Consider the following 19,590-nt stretch of genomic DNA (forward strand, 5'->3'; position numbering starts at 1 on the left):
TGAGCAAACATTGCTGGACAAACCTCGTAAACGCTATAAATTAGCTTCATCGGCCCTGGTTGCAACGTTTTTTAGTTTTTGCCCAGTGAATTCCAACTCCTTTTGTATCTGTTCGAGGCAACTCTCCACTGCCTTTTTCTTTTTGCTATCCCGTAGATTTAAGAAGATCGGGTATGCGATCGCTGCAACAAATGCTGTCCCCAGTATTTGCCTCAAAATGGCTTCTCTTAACCATGTTAGAATCAAGATTAGAGCGAGCGCCCAAGCAATTACTATGACTTCAGAAAGACGGAATCTAGGCAAGCTAAAATTAAAAGCTATGTTGTTACTTAAGCGCAGTTCTTCAAGTGCAGCTTGAAATTCTTCACCTAACGATGGATGTTTCCGCTTCAAGTTTCCTAACCATGCACCATTATAGTGAGTGCCGATTGACCAGTTATTTACTTGCGAATGAATGATAGAGTTAATAAGTTCTGAATCTAACTTTTTATTTCTATCTATTTCTCGACGAATGCACGTCTCCACAACATCTAAAAATATTTTCCACTGAGATTCAAATTCTGATTCCCAACTCATTTGATAACCTCCTTTTTAAGATTGTAGATCGCCTTTTGAAATTCCTGACACCAGTAAAATAAGTTACTATAGTCGATCTGGTACTTGATTTCTACGCTAGTCCTTAGCAGTTAATCCTTTCATCAAAAGGTTATTAAATTCATTCATTTCTTGAGGAGTGGCTTCTTTTCCAAAAACATCGACATTAACGCGGTTATACAATTCAATCAACTTGTTACCAATCTTGTCTAGACGCTCTTTCTCTTTCTCTGCTGAAAAAGTGGCATCCTGTTTTCGGCGAATTATCTTTTCTTGTTGGGTGCAAGTCTCATCAATTTGTTGTTGAAGTATTTTAGTAGTGCGTTGAGCGAGTTGCTTGAATTGAGAGCTAACCTGTTGACGAATTTCCTCTTCCTTATCAGATATGATTTGAGGAAGCTTTTCCTGCACCTTATTACCGATAGCTTCCCGGAGGCGCTTTTGAAATAAGTTCCCTTCCCATCCGATATGCATTATATCTGCAACGATCATGAAAATCAGACTACCGAGCGGACCACCAAATAAGAATCCACCGACAATAGAAAGAATTTGAAACCCAATATGTCTTAGGAGACCCTGCCAATTTCCTGCACCTATCAGACCAGTAACCAAACCACTAGGATCGAAGGTTGCTACCCCTAAGGCTAATTGAGCAATTTTAATGGCATTAGTTTTCTCGACGTCTAATTTTTCACCTGTAATTTTCACTCCTGAGAACATACTTTTGAGCAGAGCTAATTCTAGCTGAAAATCTCCAATGTCTTCCTCAATATTCTTTTTCATTGTTTCGATATCGTCCTCAAGAATCGTCGGTAACTTCTCTGCCCATTCAGTAAATTTTGCTTGCAGATATTTTTGAGTTTCACGCTGAACTAAATTTTTGATTTTCTCTCGATGTTGTTTACTTGGAATAGCTTTGAGAATTTCACCTATCGATAATTCCTCAAAATTTAAAGAATCTTGTAAATCTTTTTTTCTTTGGGCAAGCTCGTTAGTGTAGCGCAGCAAATTATTATATACTTTGCCACTAATAATTTCTCCCTGTTGACTTATACTTCTTTCGATCTTATCTTTTTGCTTTTCTAATTTGCTTAATTGTGTCTCTACTTCGCGCCGATTTTTTTCCAGTTTGTCTAACCCTAAATTCAGGGTAGCTTTCTGGTTAAAAATTTCTGGACAAACCTTACGAATGACCTGTTGTAATCCCTGAACATCAGGATCAAAAGCTGCCACGAACTTTTCATCACTGGTTAAAAATCGCTCTAGTTCCTCCTCTAAAGCCAAAACGCCGGATTCTTCGAGCATTGCCGTATTGGGAGAGTCTTGTGTCCGAGCATCTAAAGCTCCCTTAGCATTAACGAAAAAAACCCTGCGGTTGTAGAAATTCTCATCAAACTGACCATTATCGTTCAGAAAATAATTCTTGAGTTTCCCTAGATACCAAGCTTTGATGTCATCGACCTCATCTTGATCAACTTGATTGATACGATTAATAACAAAGAATACGTTCTTCAACTGCTGCCCTTGTTCTCCAAAATCGGCTATAATTTTGTTCTCAGTTTCACTCAAAGGCTGAATCGCATTTAAAACGAAGATAATAGCCTGGCAGCGTTTGAGCCAATTAAAAGTCAAGTCCGTGCGGACTTGACTCTCTTCTAGTCCGGGAGAGTCAATGAGCTTGACTCCTTTGGCACAAATAGGATGCTGGCACTCTAACTGAGCATAATTAATCTTTGCAAATCTGTTAACAGATCCCGTCTGCTTAATAGTCTCTACATCTTTCTCATTCAGTCTAAATTCTTCTTTGAAAGACTCCCAACTAACGAAGCGAGGATGCTCGCGATCTTTTTCGTAAATGGCCACATCCTGTCTCTCACCGTACACCAGAACAGTAATGATAGCAGTAGTAGGAATTGCCTTTGCTGGAAGGGTTTTACTTCCCAAAAGAGCGTTGATCAAGGTACTTTTACCGTTCTTAAACTCACCAAACACTAGCAGATTAAAAATCCCTTTTTGAATATCCTCGCTTCGTTTTTGTAAGATATCAGCTTCAGTTTCCAGACCTAAACCCGGCTCAATTGTGCCTCCCGTCTCTAACTTCACCGGATTCTGTTCGTGCTTGCCAATAAGCGTTGAGACATCTTGCAAAATAGAAGATACCCTGGTGGTTTTTTGCTTGGCTGAAGCAAATCCATAAATGTTCATAAATCTCCCTCCTGTAAACTTAGTAATTTTGTTATTTCTTGGTGAGAAGTTGAAATTTCTGTAACAGGACTTACGCAGGAGAACCCAGAAACCCGGTTTCTCGTAGACTTCTATTGCTCAAAACAACGATTTATCGTAGAAACCGGGTTTCTTTGCGTAAGTCCTATGTAAGAGATACTCTCTCTGTTAACCTAATTTACCCAAAAGCCTTCTTAATTCAGGAATAGTTTCGCCAATCAATTCCTCGATCTCACCTTTTCTAGCAACCAACTCTTGATGAGATTCCACTGCCTTAGTCAGAACTTGATTAATCTTATTGACTTCCTCTGTATACAAATCATCAATTGCTTGCTTCAGTTCTTTGGTGAGTTCAGCGAACTGACTCTCAACTTGTTGCTGAATTGATTTCTCTAACTTCGGAAACTCCTTAATCGCTGACTCTAAGATGGCTTGTTTATCACTTTGCCCGATCGCTGTCTTACCGAACTGACTAAACAATCCTCCAACCATACCAATAGCCTTGTCTATGAATGGAACACTAGCGATGGGTACAATTAATTTGCTAAATTTTGCGAATAACTGAACCCCTAATCCGCCTGCTAGAACACTGTAACCAACTACACTGGTGCTTTTTTGGGGCATCCAATATTTTCCTAGGTTAGTAGCAGTCGGATCGAATTCACCTACAAGGTTCTGGAAGTGAGTCACTTTATCCCCCAGCAATTCTTTGAGATCATCCTCGAACATCTCGCCAATCAGCTTGATTTCATCACTCAGCTTGCTTCTTATTTCTTCCAATTCAAGGTTGAAGAAATCAGCCCAGATTCTCTCAAGATAGCCAGGAAGATACCGCCTAACTTGAGTCACATCTTTAATTGGCATTACTTCACTGGGAAGTTGTTGCTCAAGGGCAAGGCTAAATCCTTCAATTTTCACGAAAAATTCCTCCTTGATTAGGGTATTAATGAAGCTTTCTGTTTGTTTCTGCGCCCTTTGAATGCGGCTTTTAAGCCATTGACTTTGTAAGTCACTTTTGTCTCGTAGTTCCTCAAGTTCAGTTTCTTTTGTCACAATCAGAGCGTTCTGACGAGTTGCTCTTTCCTCAACCTCAGTCAGACAAATTTCTGCTGCCTGAAAAATAGCTATTGACTTCAGGAAACTGTGTTGCTCAACTAAGTCAATTTTCACTAGCTGACTCAATACAGCATATCCACTATCTGTAGATGTATTACCAGAGCTAATTTCGTTGCTAGCCTGAAGTGCAGAAAATTCTATTAATACTGGCTGGCTCTCAAAAGGTCCAAGAAATGCCCGAACCAGTTCAGAAATTGATGAACGTTCCTCTTCTGAGACGCGATCAATCTGATTCAGCAGAATAGCAACCCTTTCTAGTCCTAAATTAGGTTTCAGGATATCCCTGATAAATTTCTTTTCCTGTTCGGACAAAATAGCAGTTGCATTGAGAACCAAAACCGCATACTCGGTTCCAGCCAAAAGTTCTTTCCACTGAGCTTCAGACTTTTTATTGTCAAGACTCTCGATTCTGAGAGCGCAGGTTTTCAGTAGGTTACAGTTTGTCTTTACCTCAATTCCCAGGTACTCCCTTGCTTCTATGTCAGGACTGGTTAGAAAAGTTTTCAAGTTTTCTACAGGAATTACTGTTCTGATACCGTTTTGGGCAAAAACTTCGACAGGACTCGGTTCTCCATAGCTAACACTCAAGCTAATAGGTGCTTTAGGTATAGATGATGTTGGTAGCAGATTTGGCTGTTCTAAGAGAACATTGGCAACTGAGAACCGTCCTGAAACAGTTGCTCCAACTATTAAGAGTCGCAATTTAGATGCATGGGACTGATTTTTGACGGCTTCGATCAATTCAATCACATCTGGCTCTCTAAGTACAGTCACCGCCTCTTTGACTCGATCTAGAAATGATTGGACTGTTTCTGACATGATGACCTCGATTGCAATAGTTAAAGGTTTCTTCTCCACGACTAGAGCTGAATAAGCTGGTTAACTTGGCGATCTAATTCCTCTCGACTCAGCAGATTTTGACCATGTGGTTCTGGTAGATTGATTAACTTATAGTAAAGTTCAGAATTAGCAAAAAGCCTAAGTGCTTTAATTCGCTTTGGTATTGAAAGTTGGCTTTTAACAATACTATTCAATTTGGCTGGATAGAGATACTCTTCCATTGCTTCAGACTGACTGAGATAGCGATCGATGTCAATCTGCTTAATATCTGCCATACCTGTTGCAATTTTCAGTAAAGCGGTTTCAGCGATATTAATGTCACTACAGCATATCAGTCCAGCGCGATCGGCCGTTAGTTCTGAACGCCGAGACCAAGCCATTAAGGCGACACCGGCAACCTTCAGCAAGGTGTCTACAGGGAGACCGAATGGCTGGATATCTTCATAAACACCTGTCAGGAATGATACCAGAGTGCGGTAAAGTATTTGGCCTGTGGCAATGTGTCCGCATTCGCACCCGATAACAAAATTTGCCTCTGGGGTGGAGAATGATTGGAGCAAGTCAGGCGAAACATAGATGAATACATAACTATCTGTTCCTGCTGAATATGTAATATTTATGTCTTGTTTGAGAACTGTATGAGGGATCGGGATCGCTAAAGTCTTTGCACAGTGATGTAAGATTTGAAAGAGTTCGGGGTATGATTTGGAGTTAATAGGAACCATGCTAATAAGATCGGCTCCAAACTTAACGCTGACTAAAAAGTCTATAGCCTTTTCTATCAGTGGTTTAGCTATATTGGAATTCAAGGTACGAATTATCCACTCGTCCATCGGATGACCATAAGGTATTATTTTTCCCCTTTCAGTATCCTGAATGTATTCCTGAAAGCTTATGAACTTATGGTCAGAGTATTTGATAGCCATCTTCTTTTTACTTTACTTTAATTAAGCGACAAGTTTAATAGACATCTCCGAAAATTAAAAATATAATCAATTCTTATCCAGAAATTCTCAATTACTTCTCACTATTGCCTGTTATATGTTCCCTGTTCCCTCTTTTCTGGAGATGTGTAATAGATTGGGTGGGTAAATCTCACAATATTTACCCACCCCACTATTTTAGGAATACAATCTAGCTACAGAAACAGTAAGTTCTCCCTCATTATCATCAGGATAACTATCAAAGAAAAGGGCACAAAGAGTAACCGTTTCCAGAACTTCCAATGTTAATGTTTCATTATATCCATTCAAAGTTGACCAAGTTTGCTCGACTGGAATCTTCGTCTTTTTATTCTTCATTTTTCCACCGTAAATCCAAAGTAATACAAATGGCTCGCCAGATGGAGAAACATTAGAACCATAGCCAAATGTACCACTCTTAATCCGCACAATATAAATTCCTGGTTCAAGAGTTTTAGATACACCAGTTTCCTGCAACTGCCTCATCTGTTCATCATTTAGTAAATAGCAATTGTTACGACTATGAACAGTCAGATGTTGAATTTCACAGTTACCAGGGGTAATCTTACTTGTTTCTGTCGTTGTTTCCTCTTTGCTTTCCGAGCGTTGAGAAATTGCACCCGCACCAATAGCAGTTACACCAGGAAGAATTGTTTCTGCTGCGTCAAGATGATCAATTTGAGTCGAAACAGCTATTCGTAGAGGATTAGAACGAGCAATACTCAACCACTGCAAATTATCAGTTACATAACCAATTTCTGCTAAATAATCAACATACCCAAGAGAACTCACATTGATTGGTATTTCTTGTTTCTGGCTAGATTCATCACAATTGTACTCTTGTACATTTTGAACATTCTGTGAGTCTATGTCAATGTCTGTAACATCGAAAATCCGCAATTGGTATTGCTGTCCACCTTGTTGTTTGGCTGCATCTTTAGCAGTTTGAGAAACTCCCCAATGAACATAAGCATTCTGACTACCACGAGGAACTATAGTAATCCAACATGATTTTAATGCTGACTCTGGAATCACTGCTGTAGTGGGAGTTACATCTGGCTCTGTAGTTTTGATATCATCAATTTCGATGGCGGATATGCGGATACGATTAGAACGAGCTAACTTCAACCATTCCCCATCATCAGTAACATAACCTATTTCCGCTTGATATTCGCGATCGCTGGCAAAAACAGGTACTTGCATTTCCTGAGTTGATTCTTGACAATCATAAGCTTGTACATTGTAGGCCGGTTTTGTCTCTAGATCAATATCTGTCACATCATAAACTCGCAACTGATATTGCTCTCCCCCCTGTTCTTTTAAAGCATTGTGTGCTGCTTCGGGAACTTCCCAAGCTACCATCATGTTTTCTGCATCATCAGGAGTAATAGTAATTTTACAAGGAGGTAATGCCCATTTTACTCCTCCTACCTTCACTAAATCTGGTTCTTTTGCTACCACGAACTCTGTATTGTTCTCATCTTCTAGCATTCTAACCCGGTTAGAACGAGACAATGGTAACCATCGCTCGTCATCGGTAACATAGCCAATTTCCGCTTGATATTCGCGATCGAACAGTAAGTTTCCTATTTGCCACTGCTGATTCGACTCTTCAGAATCATAATATTTGACACTATGAGCAGGTTGTGAGTCTAGGTCTATATCTGTCACATCATAAACCCGCAGTTGATATTGTTTACCTCCATGCAATTTAGCTGCTTCTTTATCAGCTTCTGGTACTGACCAAGTTGCTGATGCTGTTTGAGCTACCCCAGAGGTAAGAGTTATTCTACTATTTTTGGCAAGGTTTGCCCATGCTGCTAATAATCCTGCTACTCCTGCTACTCCTACTAATCCTGCCATACCTATACCAGGAGTCCTCTGTTCTGGTTCTACTTCTTTCGTTGGAATTTCTATCTGTGTTTCTGGAGTTACTACTGCTACTTCTGGCGCTTTGATTTTTACTTGGTTAGAACGAGCTAACTTTAACCATTCGCCATCATGCGTCACATAACCTATTTGGGCACTATAATCGCGCTCACTCTCCAGATTTTCTATGAGCTTTTCTGTAGTTGATTCATCACAATCATACTCTTGTATACTTTGCTCCGGTTCTGCATCAGGATCAATATCTGTTACATCATAAACCCGCAGTTGATATTGCTCACCTCCATGAGATTTGGCTGCTTCTTTGTCAACTTCTGGTACTAACCAAGTTGCTGATGCTGTTTGAGCTACCCCAGAGGTAAGAGTTATTCGACTATTTTTTTCAGTGTTTGCCCATGCTGCTAATAATCCTGCTACTCCTGCTAATCCTGCTATTCCTGCTATTGGTGCTATACCTATACCAGGAGTCCTCTGTTCTGACTCTATTTCTGTAATTGGAACTTCTAGAGTTGTTTCTGGAGTTACTACTGCTACTTCTGGCGCTTTGATTTTGATCTGGTTTGAGAGAGCTAATTTCAACCATTCACCATCATTCGTCACATAACCTATTTCCGCAGTATAGTCGCGCTCACTCTCCAGATTTTCTATAAGCTTTTCTGTAGTTGATTCATCACAATCATACTCTTGTATACTTTGATCCGGTTCTGAATCTGGCTCAATATCTGTTACATCATAAACCCGCAGTTGATATTGCTCACCTCCATGGGATTTAGCTGCTTCTTTGTCAGCTTCTGGTACTAACCAAGTTGCTAATGCTGTTTGATTTTCCCCTGAACTTAGACTTATTCGACTATTTTTTTCTTGAGTTGCCCACGCTGCTAATAATCCTGCTACTCCTGCTAATCCTGCTATTCCTGCTACTCCTGCTCCTATACCAGGAGTCCTCTGTTCTGACTCTATTTCTGTAATTGGAACTTCTAGAGTTGTTTCTGGAGTTACTACTGCTACTTCTGGTGCTTTAATTTTGATTTGGTTTGAGAGAGCTAATTTTAACCATTCACCATCATGCGTCACATAACCTATTTCCGCACTATAGTCTCGCTCACTCTCCAGATTTTCGATCACCCTTTCTGTAGTTGATTCCTCACAATCATACTCTTGTACACTTTGAGCCGGTTCTGCACCTAGCTCAATATCTGTTACATCATAAACCCGCAGTTGATATTTCTCACCTCCATGAGATTTGGCTGCTTCTTTGTCCGCTTCTGGTACTAACCAAGTTGCTGATGCTGTTTGATTTTCCCCAGGAGTTAGACTTATTTGACTATTTTTTTCAGTATTTGCCCAACCTGCTAATAATCCCGCGAATCCTACTAATCCTGCTACCCCTGCTAAACCTATACCCGAACTGCTTTGTTCTGGTTCTACTTCTGTAATTGGAGTTTCTATCTCTGTTTCTGTAGTTGGGGTTTCTATACTTGTTTCTGGAGTTACTTCTGGCGCTTTAATTCTGAGTGGGTTTGAACGAGCTAATTTCAACCATTCGCCACCCCTTGTTACATAACCTATTTCCGCAGTATAGTCGCGCTCACTCTCTAGATTTTCTATCACCCTTTCTGTGGTTGATTCATCACAATCATACTCTTGTACACTTTGAGTTAGTTCCGCATCTGGATCAAGCTCTGTGACATCATAAACCCGCAGTTGATATTTCTCACCTCCATGAGATTTGGCTGCTTCTTTGTCCGCTTCTGGTACTAACCAAGTTGCTGATGCTGTTTGATTTTCCCCAGGACTTAGACTTATTTGACTATTTTTAGTTTGGTTCGCCCACGCTGCTAATAATCCCGCGAATCCTACTAATCCTGCTATTGGTGCTATATTTCCCAAACTGGTTTGTTCCGACTCTACTGCTTTTGTAGTTGGAGTTTCTATCTCTACTTCTGTAGTTGGGGTTTCTATATCTAGTTCTGTCGTTGGAATTTCTATCTGTGTTTCTGGAGTTACTACTGCTACTTCTGGCGCTTTAATTCTGATAGAGTTTGAACGAGCTAACTTTAACCATTCGCCACCCCTTGTTACATAACCTATTTCCGCAGTATAGTCGCGCTCACTCTCTAGATTTTCTATCACCCTTTCTGTGGTTGATTCATCACAATCATACTCTTGTACACTTTGAGTTAGTTCCGCATCTGGATCAAGCTCTGTGACATCATAAACCCGCAGTTGATATTGCTCTCCTCCATGAGATTTAGCTGCTTCTTTGTCCGCTTCTGGTACTAACCAAGTTGCTGATGCTGTTTGATTTTCCCCAACACTTAGACTTATTTGACTATTTTTTTCAGTATTTGCCCAACCTGCTAATAATCCCGCGAATCCTACTAATCCTGCTACCCCTGCTACACCTATACCCGAACTGCTTTGTTCTGGTTCTACTTCTTTCGTTGGAATTTCTATCTGTGTTTCTGAAGTTACTGCTGCTAGTTCTGGCGCTTTAATTCTGATAGAGTTTGAACGAGCTAACTTTAACCATTCGCCACCCCTTGTTACATAACCTATTTCCGCAGTATAGTCGCGCTCACTCTCCAGATTTTCTATCACCCTTTCTGTGGTTGATTCATCACAATCATACTCTTGTATACTTTGAGTTAGTTCTGCATCTGGTTTAAGCTCTGTCACATCATAAACCCGCAGTTGATATTGCTCACCTCCGTGTGATTTCGCTGCTTCTTTGTCCGCTTCTGGTACTAACCAAGTTGCTGATGCTGTTTGATTTTCCCCAGGACTTAGACTTATTTGACTATTTTTTTCAGTATTTGCCCAACCTGCTAATAATCCCGCGAATCCTACTAATCCTGCTAATGTTTCCACTCCCAGACAAAAACCACCAACACCACCTAACAAAAAGAAAAAACCTATACTCGCAAAAAACTCTAATAAATTAGGTTGACTTTGACTCACCACAATAAACTCTAAAAATAACTTGGGAAATATATTTAATTGCTCCAAACTAACAAAAACTATCGCAGTCAAACCAGCAACCCACAAAGCATAAATCGAACCATGCTTTCTTAAACCCAAACCCAAAGTCATTACACCAGTCGCCACCCCCACAGACAACTTACCCATAATTTCCAGAATAATTAAATCCTCCGATGTCGTGTAGAAATTCGTAGCAACTTGGGAAAATTGCCAACATAATCCACCTAAAATATAACCAATCGTTCCCATAAATGCAGTCCGAAAATAACGACGACGCTGACCCAAACCCCCCACATCAGTTAAACCGACTCCCGTTCCCAAACCTGCTAAAGCAAAAACAATTATCTCCGGACCGATAGTCAAACGAACACCCGACATCATCAACAAAAGGTTAGTAAAAAAACTCAAACTAGCAAAGCGATCGCCTACTACTGACCAATAAGCAAAAATTAATCCGAATATCGCTCCAATACTTCCCCCGACTCCTCCCAGTATCATTTCCCAAGTTGTATCGACACAACCTGCAACTGTTTGATTAACTATTTGAGATGCAAAATGAGACAGTCTACTAATATTCTCAGCAAAATTCCTCAATTGAGTTGCCAAGAAATTTTTTATCCTTGTGCGAAAAGCAGATATTCCCAGAGACCTCTTTTGCAGTCGATAAATTTTAGCTAAACGGACTTGTACTTCTGCTGCTGTAGCTGGTCGTTGAGCTGCATCTAAATTAACCATATCATCCAATAACTTAGCCAAACTTGGATTAATAGGTTTCAACTGTCGCCACCTCAATTTACCAGTAGAGGGGTCTTCCAAGTCTGCCGGATATTGACCAGTTAGTAAATGAATGCAAGTCCGACCTAAAGCATAAAAATCTGTAAAAGGACCTATTTCACCTCCAGCAATTTGTTCTGGGGGAGTATATCCAGGGGAAACTAACCGAGTTGTACTGCGTTTTGCCACAGTTTCTTTAGGTTTGATTCTATAATTATTCATTTGTTTCACTCCCCCAAAGTCAATAATTACCAGTTGACCTCTCTTTTTTCTTTGATGATGAGAAAAACTGCGGGAGAATTTTGTCAGGGAGGAAACTTCCACTCCTCGCAACATTAAATTAGATGGTTTAATGTCCCTGTGAATAATTTTTCGGCGGTGCAGTTCCAATAAAATTTCTATTGCTTGAGAAAGCCAGTTGATGACATAAATATCGGGACATCCTTGGGGATGTTGCTCAACAATTTCCTCCAGGGTACAACCATCAATTTTTTCCATGACCAAACATGGCAAAAACCATTGGCTCGAATGGCCAACTTCTGACTGACTAATTCGCTTGCGGAGGTGAAAATAGTCTTCTGGTTCGACTTGGGGAATACCAGAATGACGTAAATTGGCTAAGACCAAAGCTTCCTGGTCAAATAGTTCGAGAGCTTTAGGGGATGTTTCAAGTAATACTTTGAGAATACGTTCGGTTTGAGTTTTTTGGTCCCAAACAATGTAGATTTTTGCAAATCCACCTGTACTTATTCTTCGCAGGGGAATGTAGCGATCGTTGAGTAGGAGTGGGGTGCCACAACTTTGACAAAATTTATTGCCCCATGGCTGGATTGGATTTGGACAATGGGGGTTTATACAATGGATTTTCGGTAATCGGGACTGATTTACAGTCATCGGCAGAATTCAGAATTTAGAATTTAGAATTTAGAATTTGTAACGGGGATTTTGAATAACCCTCCAAAAACATTTCGCAAATCAAGGTGTAGTTTTATACCCAGTTTTTGAGATTGAACTTATAGCGCGTAGCGCTAGGGAATAGGGAATAGGGAATAGGGAATAGTAAACTGTCAAAGGGTTTTCCTACGGAATGCTGCGCAAACAGGATTTAGAAATGTCCTAATTTTTCCTTCGACTGCTATAGTTGTACAAAACTAATATAGCGTTTCATTAGAGAATATAACGAGTATTTAATACCAAATCCGGTTATCAAAAGGTACTCTTTCAAAATCCTCTCTAACTTTCTCCACATCTCCCCACACTTCCCACACCTCCCACACCTCCCACACTCCCCACACCTCCCACACTCCCCACACCTCCCACACTCCTTACTCATTACTCATTACTCATTACTCATTACTCCACACTTTCCCCATCTAATTTGCTTACTGCCAGTCAAATTATTGAGCCAGAATTGAACCTGACTACAAAAGTGAGGTCTTATTGCTGATAACTAATAGTTGAATGCTTACGTTATTTGTATTTTTGTCGTCAAAAAATGCAAATTAAATGTAGGATAATTTAGTATTTTCAGAGGATAGTTATTAATAGATAGATGTTAAATAATTAGCCCTCTATGAAAATTAATTTACCGATTTTTTGCTGTACTAGCTGGTAATTTTTTCTAGAAAAAAACAACTATTTTCTTTAATCTTTAAGCATACTTGTTACAGAACATCAGAGTAAAATTGCTTAGATTAGTTAATCGTAAAAGTCTTAGCTTCTCCTAAGTATGTGATTTTTTTTAACGATCCCCTATAGTTTACTGAACATTTTATCCTTCAATCAGAAGTTGTTTTTATTCTGCATATCTATGTTTTTTTGTCAATAAGTAATTATGCACTTGATTTATTTCCAACCATTATAAAAATAAAATTAATAAATGTAACGAAAGGATTAATAAAAGTTATTAATAAATAAATAATCTTTTAAGTAGAAAAGTTCTAATTCTTGATATTATCTAAAATAGTCTGTGAAATATACAGAAACAGTAAAGAGATTCTTAGGAAATAAGATATGAGTTACGCTAAAACACAAACTCAGTCTAAGTCTGGGTATCAGGCCGGAGTAAAAGACTATAAACTGACTTATTACACCCCTGATTACATACCAAAAGATACAGATATTTTGGCAGCTTTCCGTATGACTCCTCAGCCTGGAGTTCCTCCAGAAGAAGCTGGCGCAGCGGTAGCAGCTGAATCTTCTACTGGTACTTGGACAACAGTATGGACTGACTTATTGACAGACCTCGATCGCTACAAAGGTCGTTGTTATGATATTGAATCTGTTCCTGGTGAAGATAATCAATATATTTGCTATGTAGCTTATCCTCTAGATTTGTTTGAGGAAGGTTCTGTAACTAATATGTTAACCTCCATTGTAGGTAACGTATTTGGTTTCAAAGCACTACGGGCACTACGTCTGGAAGATATGCGGATTCCAGTAGCTTATTTGAAGACTTTTGAAGGTCCTCCTCACGGTATTACTGTTGAGCGTGACAAATTAAATAAGTATGGTCGTCCTTTATTAGGTTGTACTATTAAGCCTAAGTTGGGTCTATCTGCTAAGAACTACGGTAGAGCAGTTTATGAGTGCTTACGTGGAGGCTTAGACTTCACCAAAGATGACGAAAATATTAACTCTCAACCTTTCATGCGCTGGCGCGATCGCTTCCTCTTCGTTCAAGAAGCTATTGAAAAGGCCCAAGCTGAAACTGGTGAAATTAAAGGCCACTACCTCAACGTAACGGCCCCCACAGTTGAACAAATGATGGAGCGTGCTGAGTTTGCTAAGGAAATTGGCACTCCAATCATCATGCACGACTACCTAACTGGTGGTTTTACAGCTAACACAACTTTGGCCAAATGGTGTCGTCGTAATGGTGTGTTATTACACATCCACCGCGCAATGCACGCTGTGATTGACCGTCAGAAAATCCACGGTATTCACTTCCGCGTTCTAGCTAAGTGCTTAAGAATGTCTGGTGGTGACCACCTCCACTCTGGTACTGTGGTTGGTAAGCTCGAAGGTGAAAAAGGTATCACAATGGGCTTTGTGGACCTCATGCGTGAAGACCATGTTGAGCAAGACCGCGAGCGTGGTATCTACTTTACTCAAGATTGGGCTTCCATGCCTGGTGTAATGCCAGTTGCTTCTGGTGGTATTCACGTTTGGCACATGCCAGCTCTAGTAGAAATCTTCGGTGATGATTCCTGCTTACAATTCGGTGGTGGTACTTTAGGCCACCCTTGGGGTAATGCTCCTGGTGCAACAGCTAACCGTGTAGCTTTAGAAGCTTGTATTCAAGCTCGTAACGAAGGTCGCAACTTGTTCCGTGAAGGTGGCGATGTAATTCGTGAAGCTGCTAAGTGGTCTCCTGACTTGGCCGTTGCTTGCGAACTCTGGAAAGAAATCAAGTTCGAGTTCGAGGCTATTGATACCGTTTGATCTATCTGAACATGGAAGATTTTAGATTTTAGATGGCAAGAGATAAATAGATATGTCACACTTGACTGCTAAGGATTTAAAAAGCGTTCAGCGTTCAGCGTTTAGCATTCAGCTTTTTATAAGGGGATTTTAACCCCTCCTAAAATTAAACGACAAGCTAGAAGTTGGGGATTTAAACCCAAGCTAGAGCGTGTCTTTATTTATGTGGACTATCCACGCTGACTGCTAGTAGCTGATAGCTAATAGCTAATTAATCAATCCTTAATCTAAAATCTAAAGTCTAACCATAGATTCAGGCTAGGGTCAAAAATGGATATAAAAAAAGTTGCTAAAGATACTGCAAAGGTACTGACGAGCTACCTAACCTATCAAGCTGTGCGGACTGTAACGAATCAGTTACGAGAGACGAACCCGCCCTTAGCGATTTGGTTAAGTGGTTTTTCCTCAACAGGCAAAATTCAAGATGGAGAAGCTTACCTACAAGAGCTACTTCAGGAAAATCAAGAATTAGCATTTAGAGTGATGACTGTTCGAGGACATTTGGCAGAGGAAGTAGCTGATTATTTACCAGAAATGCTTCGTACTGGCATTCAAAAAGCTAATATGGAACATCGCCGTGGGTATCTCGAGAAGATAACGCAACTAGAAATAGCTGACCCTAGTCTAGATCCTGAGCAACGAACTGACTAGCTACGAAAATTTCCAATACATTTTTCTCTACGGGTAAATCCGGAGATGAGTTTCCAAAGTCTTTTTGCTAAAAGCTTTGGGAAAAGTTGTACATTGATTAGACAGTAAAAAAAACATGAGAACATTACCAAAAGAGCGTCGTTACGAGACCCTTTCCTATTTACCTCCTCTGAGTGATCTTCAAATTCGCAAACAACTTGGGTATATTTTGGAGCAAGGTTTCATTGCTGGTGTAGAATTCAGTGAATCTTCTGCACCAGAAATGCACTACTGGACTTTGTGGAAGTTACCTCTGTTTCATGCCAAAACAGTTGATGAAGTTTTAGTAGAAATTGATGCTTGTCGTAGTGAAAATCCTGATTGCTTTATTCGGGTGATGGGTTTTGATAACGTGAAGCAATGTCAAGTATTGAGCTTTATCGTACACAAACCTAGTCAAAGAAGATACTAATTTAGTAATATAGAAAACAGTGGGATAGGCAATAGTCTGTCCCACTGTTTTTTTGTATCATGTTTGTTGACATCATCTCCGGCCTGTTAGCGAAGTTCCTGTTTTTTATCTACTTTCCTTTGAGAATAAGAGCTGTCACAAGTAAAGAAGGTGGTGGTGCTGAGGAATGGTAGAGAGAGTGTGGGAGGTGTGGGAGGTGTGGGAAGTGTGGGAAGTGTGGGAAGTGTGGGAAGTGTGGGAAGTGTGGGAAGTGTGGGAAGTGTGGGAAGTGTGGGAAAAAATTACAAAACTTATGTATCTTCGCCATTCCTCAGCAGGACTACCGTAAAGAAATCAAAAAAAGATAAAGAGGATAGCTAAGGTGTACAGTAGCTCCTGGTTTTGATTTTAATGATTTTGAGTTGGGCAAGGGAGAGGAATTAACTAAGTTTTATCCCCAATATCAGTCTTTGATTGAGAAAATGACACGAATTTAACAGAATTTAGGCAACGGCAAGCGATCGCTCCACTCTGAAACTAGATTTTCTACTTTTCTCGTCTTCTAAATTAGAGCGATCGCGACAGGTATCAATTACGGCAAAATGTTATAGCAATCGAAGCAAAAGTTAGGACATTTATAAATCCGAAAACCCTTTGAAAGCTTACTATTCCTTATTCCCTAGCGCGTAGCGCTATAAAATTTATTTGTACTATAAATTTCTCAATTTCAAATTGAAATGATATCAAATCCGTTTAATTGGACATAAAAAAAATCTCCTATCTTCATAACTACACTTATCTTTATAATTCTTTCTCCTCCTGACTCCTGACTCCTGACTCCTTCTGAGTTAAGCAATCTATAACTGTTTAACCGGATTTGATATAGCGTTTCTCAAATTGGTGAGATACAGTTTTAGATCCCCCCTGCCCCCCTTAAAAAGGGGGGAGTCTTCAAAGTCCCCCTTTTCAAGGGGGATTTAGGGGGATCGTAACTGTACCTCATCTTTATGAGAAATGCTATATGATACCACAAAAAGTTAAAATTAGCAACCAAAATATCTCTTACAGACTTTTGAGCGCAAACCATAATTATGGTTTGCTAAATTCCCTATTCCCTTAGCTTCAAAGCATTCATAGCTGCCTTAATTAAATTAAAAAAACGAGGTTGAGAAACATCGACTTCTCGAGCATTATTCCGACTTTTGCCTAATAAACCAATTCTTTTTCCCTGTTGAATTGCTAAGACTTCGCCACGGGAATTTCTGATTCTTAATTCTGGTTTATCTCCTATTTGATAAAGACTGCAAGTATAGAGGCGATCGCTGTAATAAAATTCTGCTTTTTGAGGCAAGTTTGAAGAGTTTTGATTAGCAGAAACTTTTGTAGGTAAACGTACACCAACTAATTCTAATTCAATCGAAGTTTGACCATTAAAAGTATTTTCGCGCAATTTATAAGCAATATCAACTAATTGAGGTAGAGGAAAATAATCTCCCCAACGCCAAGCGATCGCCTTGATTATTTCTGATTTAATTAAAGTTAATTTTATATGTCCTGCACCAACAATTCTCTGTTCAGCAACTCGTACATTGGGAGTCCAAAAAATAGGAGATTTATTTTCAATTCCACAGGGATGAAGTAAATCTATTTGATGATAAAGGTCAAAATTTAGTTCCTTAAAATCTGCTTCAGCATCAATAGTAACTAAAGGTTTTAAGTGATGAATTTCTAAACATTGATGAGCAAATTCACTCAAACGGGAGCGAAATTTATCTAAATTTTCTCCAAGCAAAGAAAAACCCCCTGCTGCTTTATGACCACCATATTTTCCTAATAGGTTGTCACAAAATTGTAGCGCCTCAAAAACATGAAATTCTGGAATGCCACGAGCAGAACCGCGAATTGTGGAAGCTAACATCATCCGTGTATCCGTGGCCAAATCCGTGTGTGCCGTGGCCAAATCCGTGTGTGCCGTGGCCAAATCTGTGTCTTGCTCTTGCTCTTCCCGAATAGTAGAGGTTGGAGTTGTGGATGTAGGGTGTGCAGGCGTCATCCCTGCATCCATCCCTGCATCCATCCGTGCATCCGTGGCCAAATCCGTGTGTGCCGTGGCCAAATCTGTGTCTTGCTCTTGCTCTTCCCGAATAGTAGAGGTTGGAGTTGTGGATGCAGAGTGTGGAAACATCATCCGTGCATCCATCCCTGCATCCATCCGTGTATCCGTGGCCAAATCCGTGTGTGCCGTGGCCAAATCCGTGTGTGCCGTGGCCAAATCTGTGTCTTGCTCTTGCTCTTCTTCATAACTACCGATAAAAACAGGCACCCCATAACGTTCCACCAACCGGGAAGCAACAATACCAATAACCCCATGATGCCATCCTGGTTGCACAACTACTAACACTCTTTCCTCCTGTAAATTTATCTGACTTTCCTCGCACCAAGCGATCGCCTCTTGTTCAATTTCTGCACACAATTCCTGCCGTGTTTGATTAATTTCTTGACACTGTTTTGCCCTTGCTTCCGCCACTTCTTTGTCATCTGTCGTTAAAAGTTCAATGACAATTTGTGGATCGGCAATACGTCCGACAGCATTAATGCGCGGACCTAGACGAAACCCGATATCATCTGGTTTCAGAGATTTTTGATTATTGGTTTGTTTCAAGTTTCCCTGTTCTTGTGCTTTGACATTAGATACTTGAATTAATGCTCGTACTCCCGCTAACTGGGAGCGAGGTAAAAGTTGCAACCCTCGTTTAACCCAGCGACGGTTGACTCCAGTTAAGGGTGCTAAGTCAGCGATCGTACCCAGGGTGAATAATTCTAACAGTGGGTTGCTTAAACCTGGAAGTTTGTCGAGACGTTTTGCCAGACATAATGCCAAAATATAGGCAACTCCCACACCTGCAACACTTCGATAAGGAGAAGTTTCAGAAATTAGTTTGGGGTTGAGAATAGCGTTAGCGGGTGGAAGGTTTGGTGGAATATCGTGGTGATCGGTAATAATAACGTTTAAACCTAGTTCCCGCGCTTTGGCAATAGGTTGATAAGCAGCGATACCATTGTCTACAGTAAGAATGAGACTCACTCCTTCTTGATGAAATTCTTCGACAATGCGTTCGTTGATACCATAACCTTCTTGCATCCGACTGGGGATAGCGTAGTCAACTTTTGCTCCCAGGTGTTTGCAGGTGCGCAATAATAAGGCAGTGCTAGTCATACCATCTGCATCGTAGTCGCCACAGATAGCAATTTTTTGGTTTTGGGAAATTGTGGTTTGTAATAAGTTGAGAGCGATCTCTAAGTCGGGAAATTCTTGTATTGGAGAGGGTAGTTTGATTGACTCAGGATCTAAAAATGCTTGCGCTTGTTCGATAGTAGATAGATCGCGGTTAATGAGACTTTGAGCTATTAAAGGTGATATTTCTAGGGTTTTGGCTAATTTTTTAGTAATTTCTGGTTGTTCTGGATGTATCAACCACCTTTGGTTAGGTAGTTTTTGTTGTTGGGTTTGGGAGTGAGATTTATTTTGCATTATTAATTAATTTACTACTTATATTATTAATGATTAAGTATATGGCATTTCTAAGATGTAAACCAAGAAACAAGAAATTGAGTTTATTGCCCTGATTATTTTTAAATCACCAGGTT

11 protein-coding genes are annotated in these 19,590 nt (G+C 40.0%); 4 read left to right on the forward strand and 7 right to left on the reverse strand.

Annotated features, from left to right (window positions below; all coding sequences use genetic code 11):
- Positions 1–33: 33 nt before the first annotated feature.
- The 6 genes from F6K40_RS06345 to F6K40_RS06370 all read right to left on the reverse strand — a co-directional run bounded on the left by F6K40_RS06345 (position 34) and on the right by F6K40_RS06370 (position 12,700).
- The gene (locus F6K40_RS06345) at positions 34–576 is read right to left on the reverse strand and encodes a hypothetical protein (protein ID WP_293132946.1); all 543 of its coding nucleotides are present in this window, start codon (positions 574–576) and stop codon (positions 34–36) included.
- Between the two features lie 96 nt (positions 577–672).
- Positions 673–2,799 (reverse strand): dynamin family protein, encoded by a 2,127-nt coding sequence (locus F6K40_RS06350; RefSeq protein ID WP_293132948.1) that lies wholly within the window; start codon positions 2,797–2,799, stop codon positions 673–675.
- Between the two features lie 186 nt (positions 2,800–2,985).
- Positions 2,986–4,752: a hypothetical protein gene (locus F6K40_RS06355; protein ID WP_293132950.1), complete on the reverse strand. Its 1,767-nt coding sequence runs from the start codon at positions 4,750–4,752 to the stop codon at positions 2,986–2,988.
- A 41-nt stretch (positions 4,753–4,793) separates the two neighbouring features.
- On the reverse strand, positions 4,794–5,699 hold the full coding sequence (locus F6K40_RS06360) for a M48 family metallopeptidase (protein ID WP_293132953.1): 906 nt from the start codon (positions 5,697–5,699) through the stop codon (positions 4,794–4,796).
- A gap of 195 nt (positions 5,700–5,894) precedes the next feature.
- Positions 5,895–12,272: a DUF4912 domain-containing protein gene (locus F6K40_RS06365; RefSeq protein ID WP_293132956.1), complete on the reverse strand. Its 6,378-nt coding sequence runs from the start codon at positions 12,270–12,272 to the stop codon at positions 5,895–5,897.
- 293 nt (positions 12,273–12,565) lie between these two features.
- Positions 12,566–12,700, reverse strand: coding sequence for a hypothetical protein (locus F6K40_RS06370; RefSeq protein ID WP_293132959.1), 135 nt, complete (start codon positions 12,698–12,700; stop codon positions 12,566–12,568).
- Between the two features lie 691 nt (positions 12,701–13,391).
- On the opposite strand from F6K40_RS06370, the gene F6K40_RS06375 reads away from it, so the two are divergent.
- The 4 genes from F6K40_RS06375 to F6K40_RS06390 all read left to right on the forward strand — a co-directional run bounded on the left by F6K40_RS06375 (position 13,392) and on the right by F6K40_RS06390 (position 16,323).
- The gene (locus tag F6K40_RS06375; protein WP_293132962.1) at positions 13,392–14,822 is read left to right on the forward strand and encodes a form I ribulose bisphosphate carboxylase large subunit; all 1,431 of its coding nucleotides are present in this window, start codon (positions 13,392–13,394) and stop codon (positions 14,820–14,822) included.
- 309 nt (positions 14,823–15,131) lie between these two features.
- Positions 15,132–15,512, forward strand: a complete 381-nt coding sequence (rcbX, locus tag F6K40_RS06380; RefSeq protein ID WP_293132965.1) for a RuBisCO chaperone RbcX — start codon at positions 15,132–15,134, stop codon at positions 15,510–15,512.
- A 115-nt stretch (positions 15,513–15,627) separates the two neighbouring features.
- Positions 15,628–15,963: a ribulose bisphosphate carboxylase small subunit gene (locus F6K40_RS06385; protein ID WP_293132968.1), complete on the forward strand. Its 336-nt coding sequence runs from the start codon at positions 15,628–15,630 to the stop codon at positions 15,961–15,963.
- Between the two features lie 180 nt (positions 15,964–16,143).
- Entirely contained in the window at positions 16,144–16,323 is a 180-nt protein-coding gene (locus tag F6K40_RS06390) for a hypothetical protein (RefSeq protein WP_293132971.1), read from the forward strand.
- Between the two features lie 727 nt (positions 16,324–17,050).
- On the opposite strand, the gene F6K40_RS06395 is transcribed toward F6K40_RS06390, so the two are convergent.
- Entirely contained in the window at positions 17,051–19,474 is a 2,424-nt protein-coding gene (locus F6K40_RS06395; RefSeq protein WP_293132974.1) for a single-stranded-DNA-specific exonuclease RecJ, read from the reverse strand.
- Between the last annotated feature and the right edge of the window lie 116 nt (positions 19,475–19,590).

It is taken from the genome of Okeania sp. SIO3I5, from assembly GCF_010672085.1.
Taxonomy (GTDB): domain Bacteria; phylum Cyanobacteriota; class Cyanobacteriia; order Cyanobacteriales; family Microcoleaceae; genus Trichodesmium.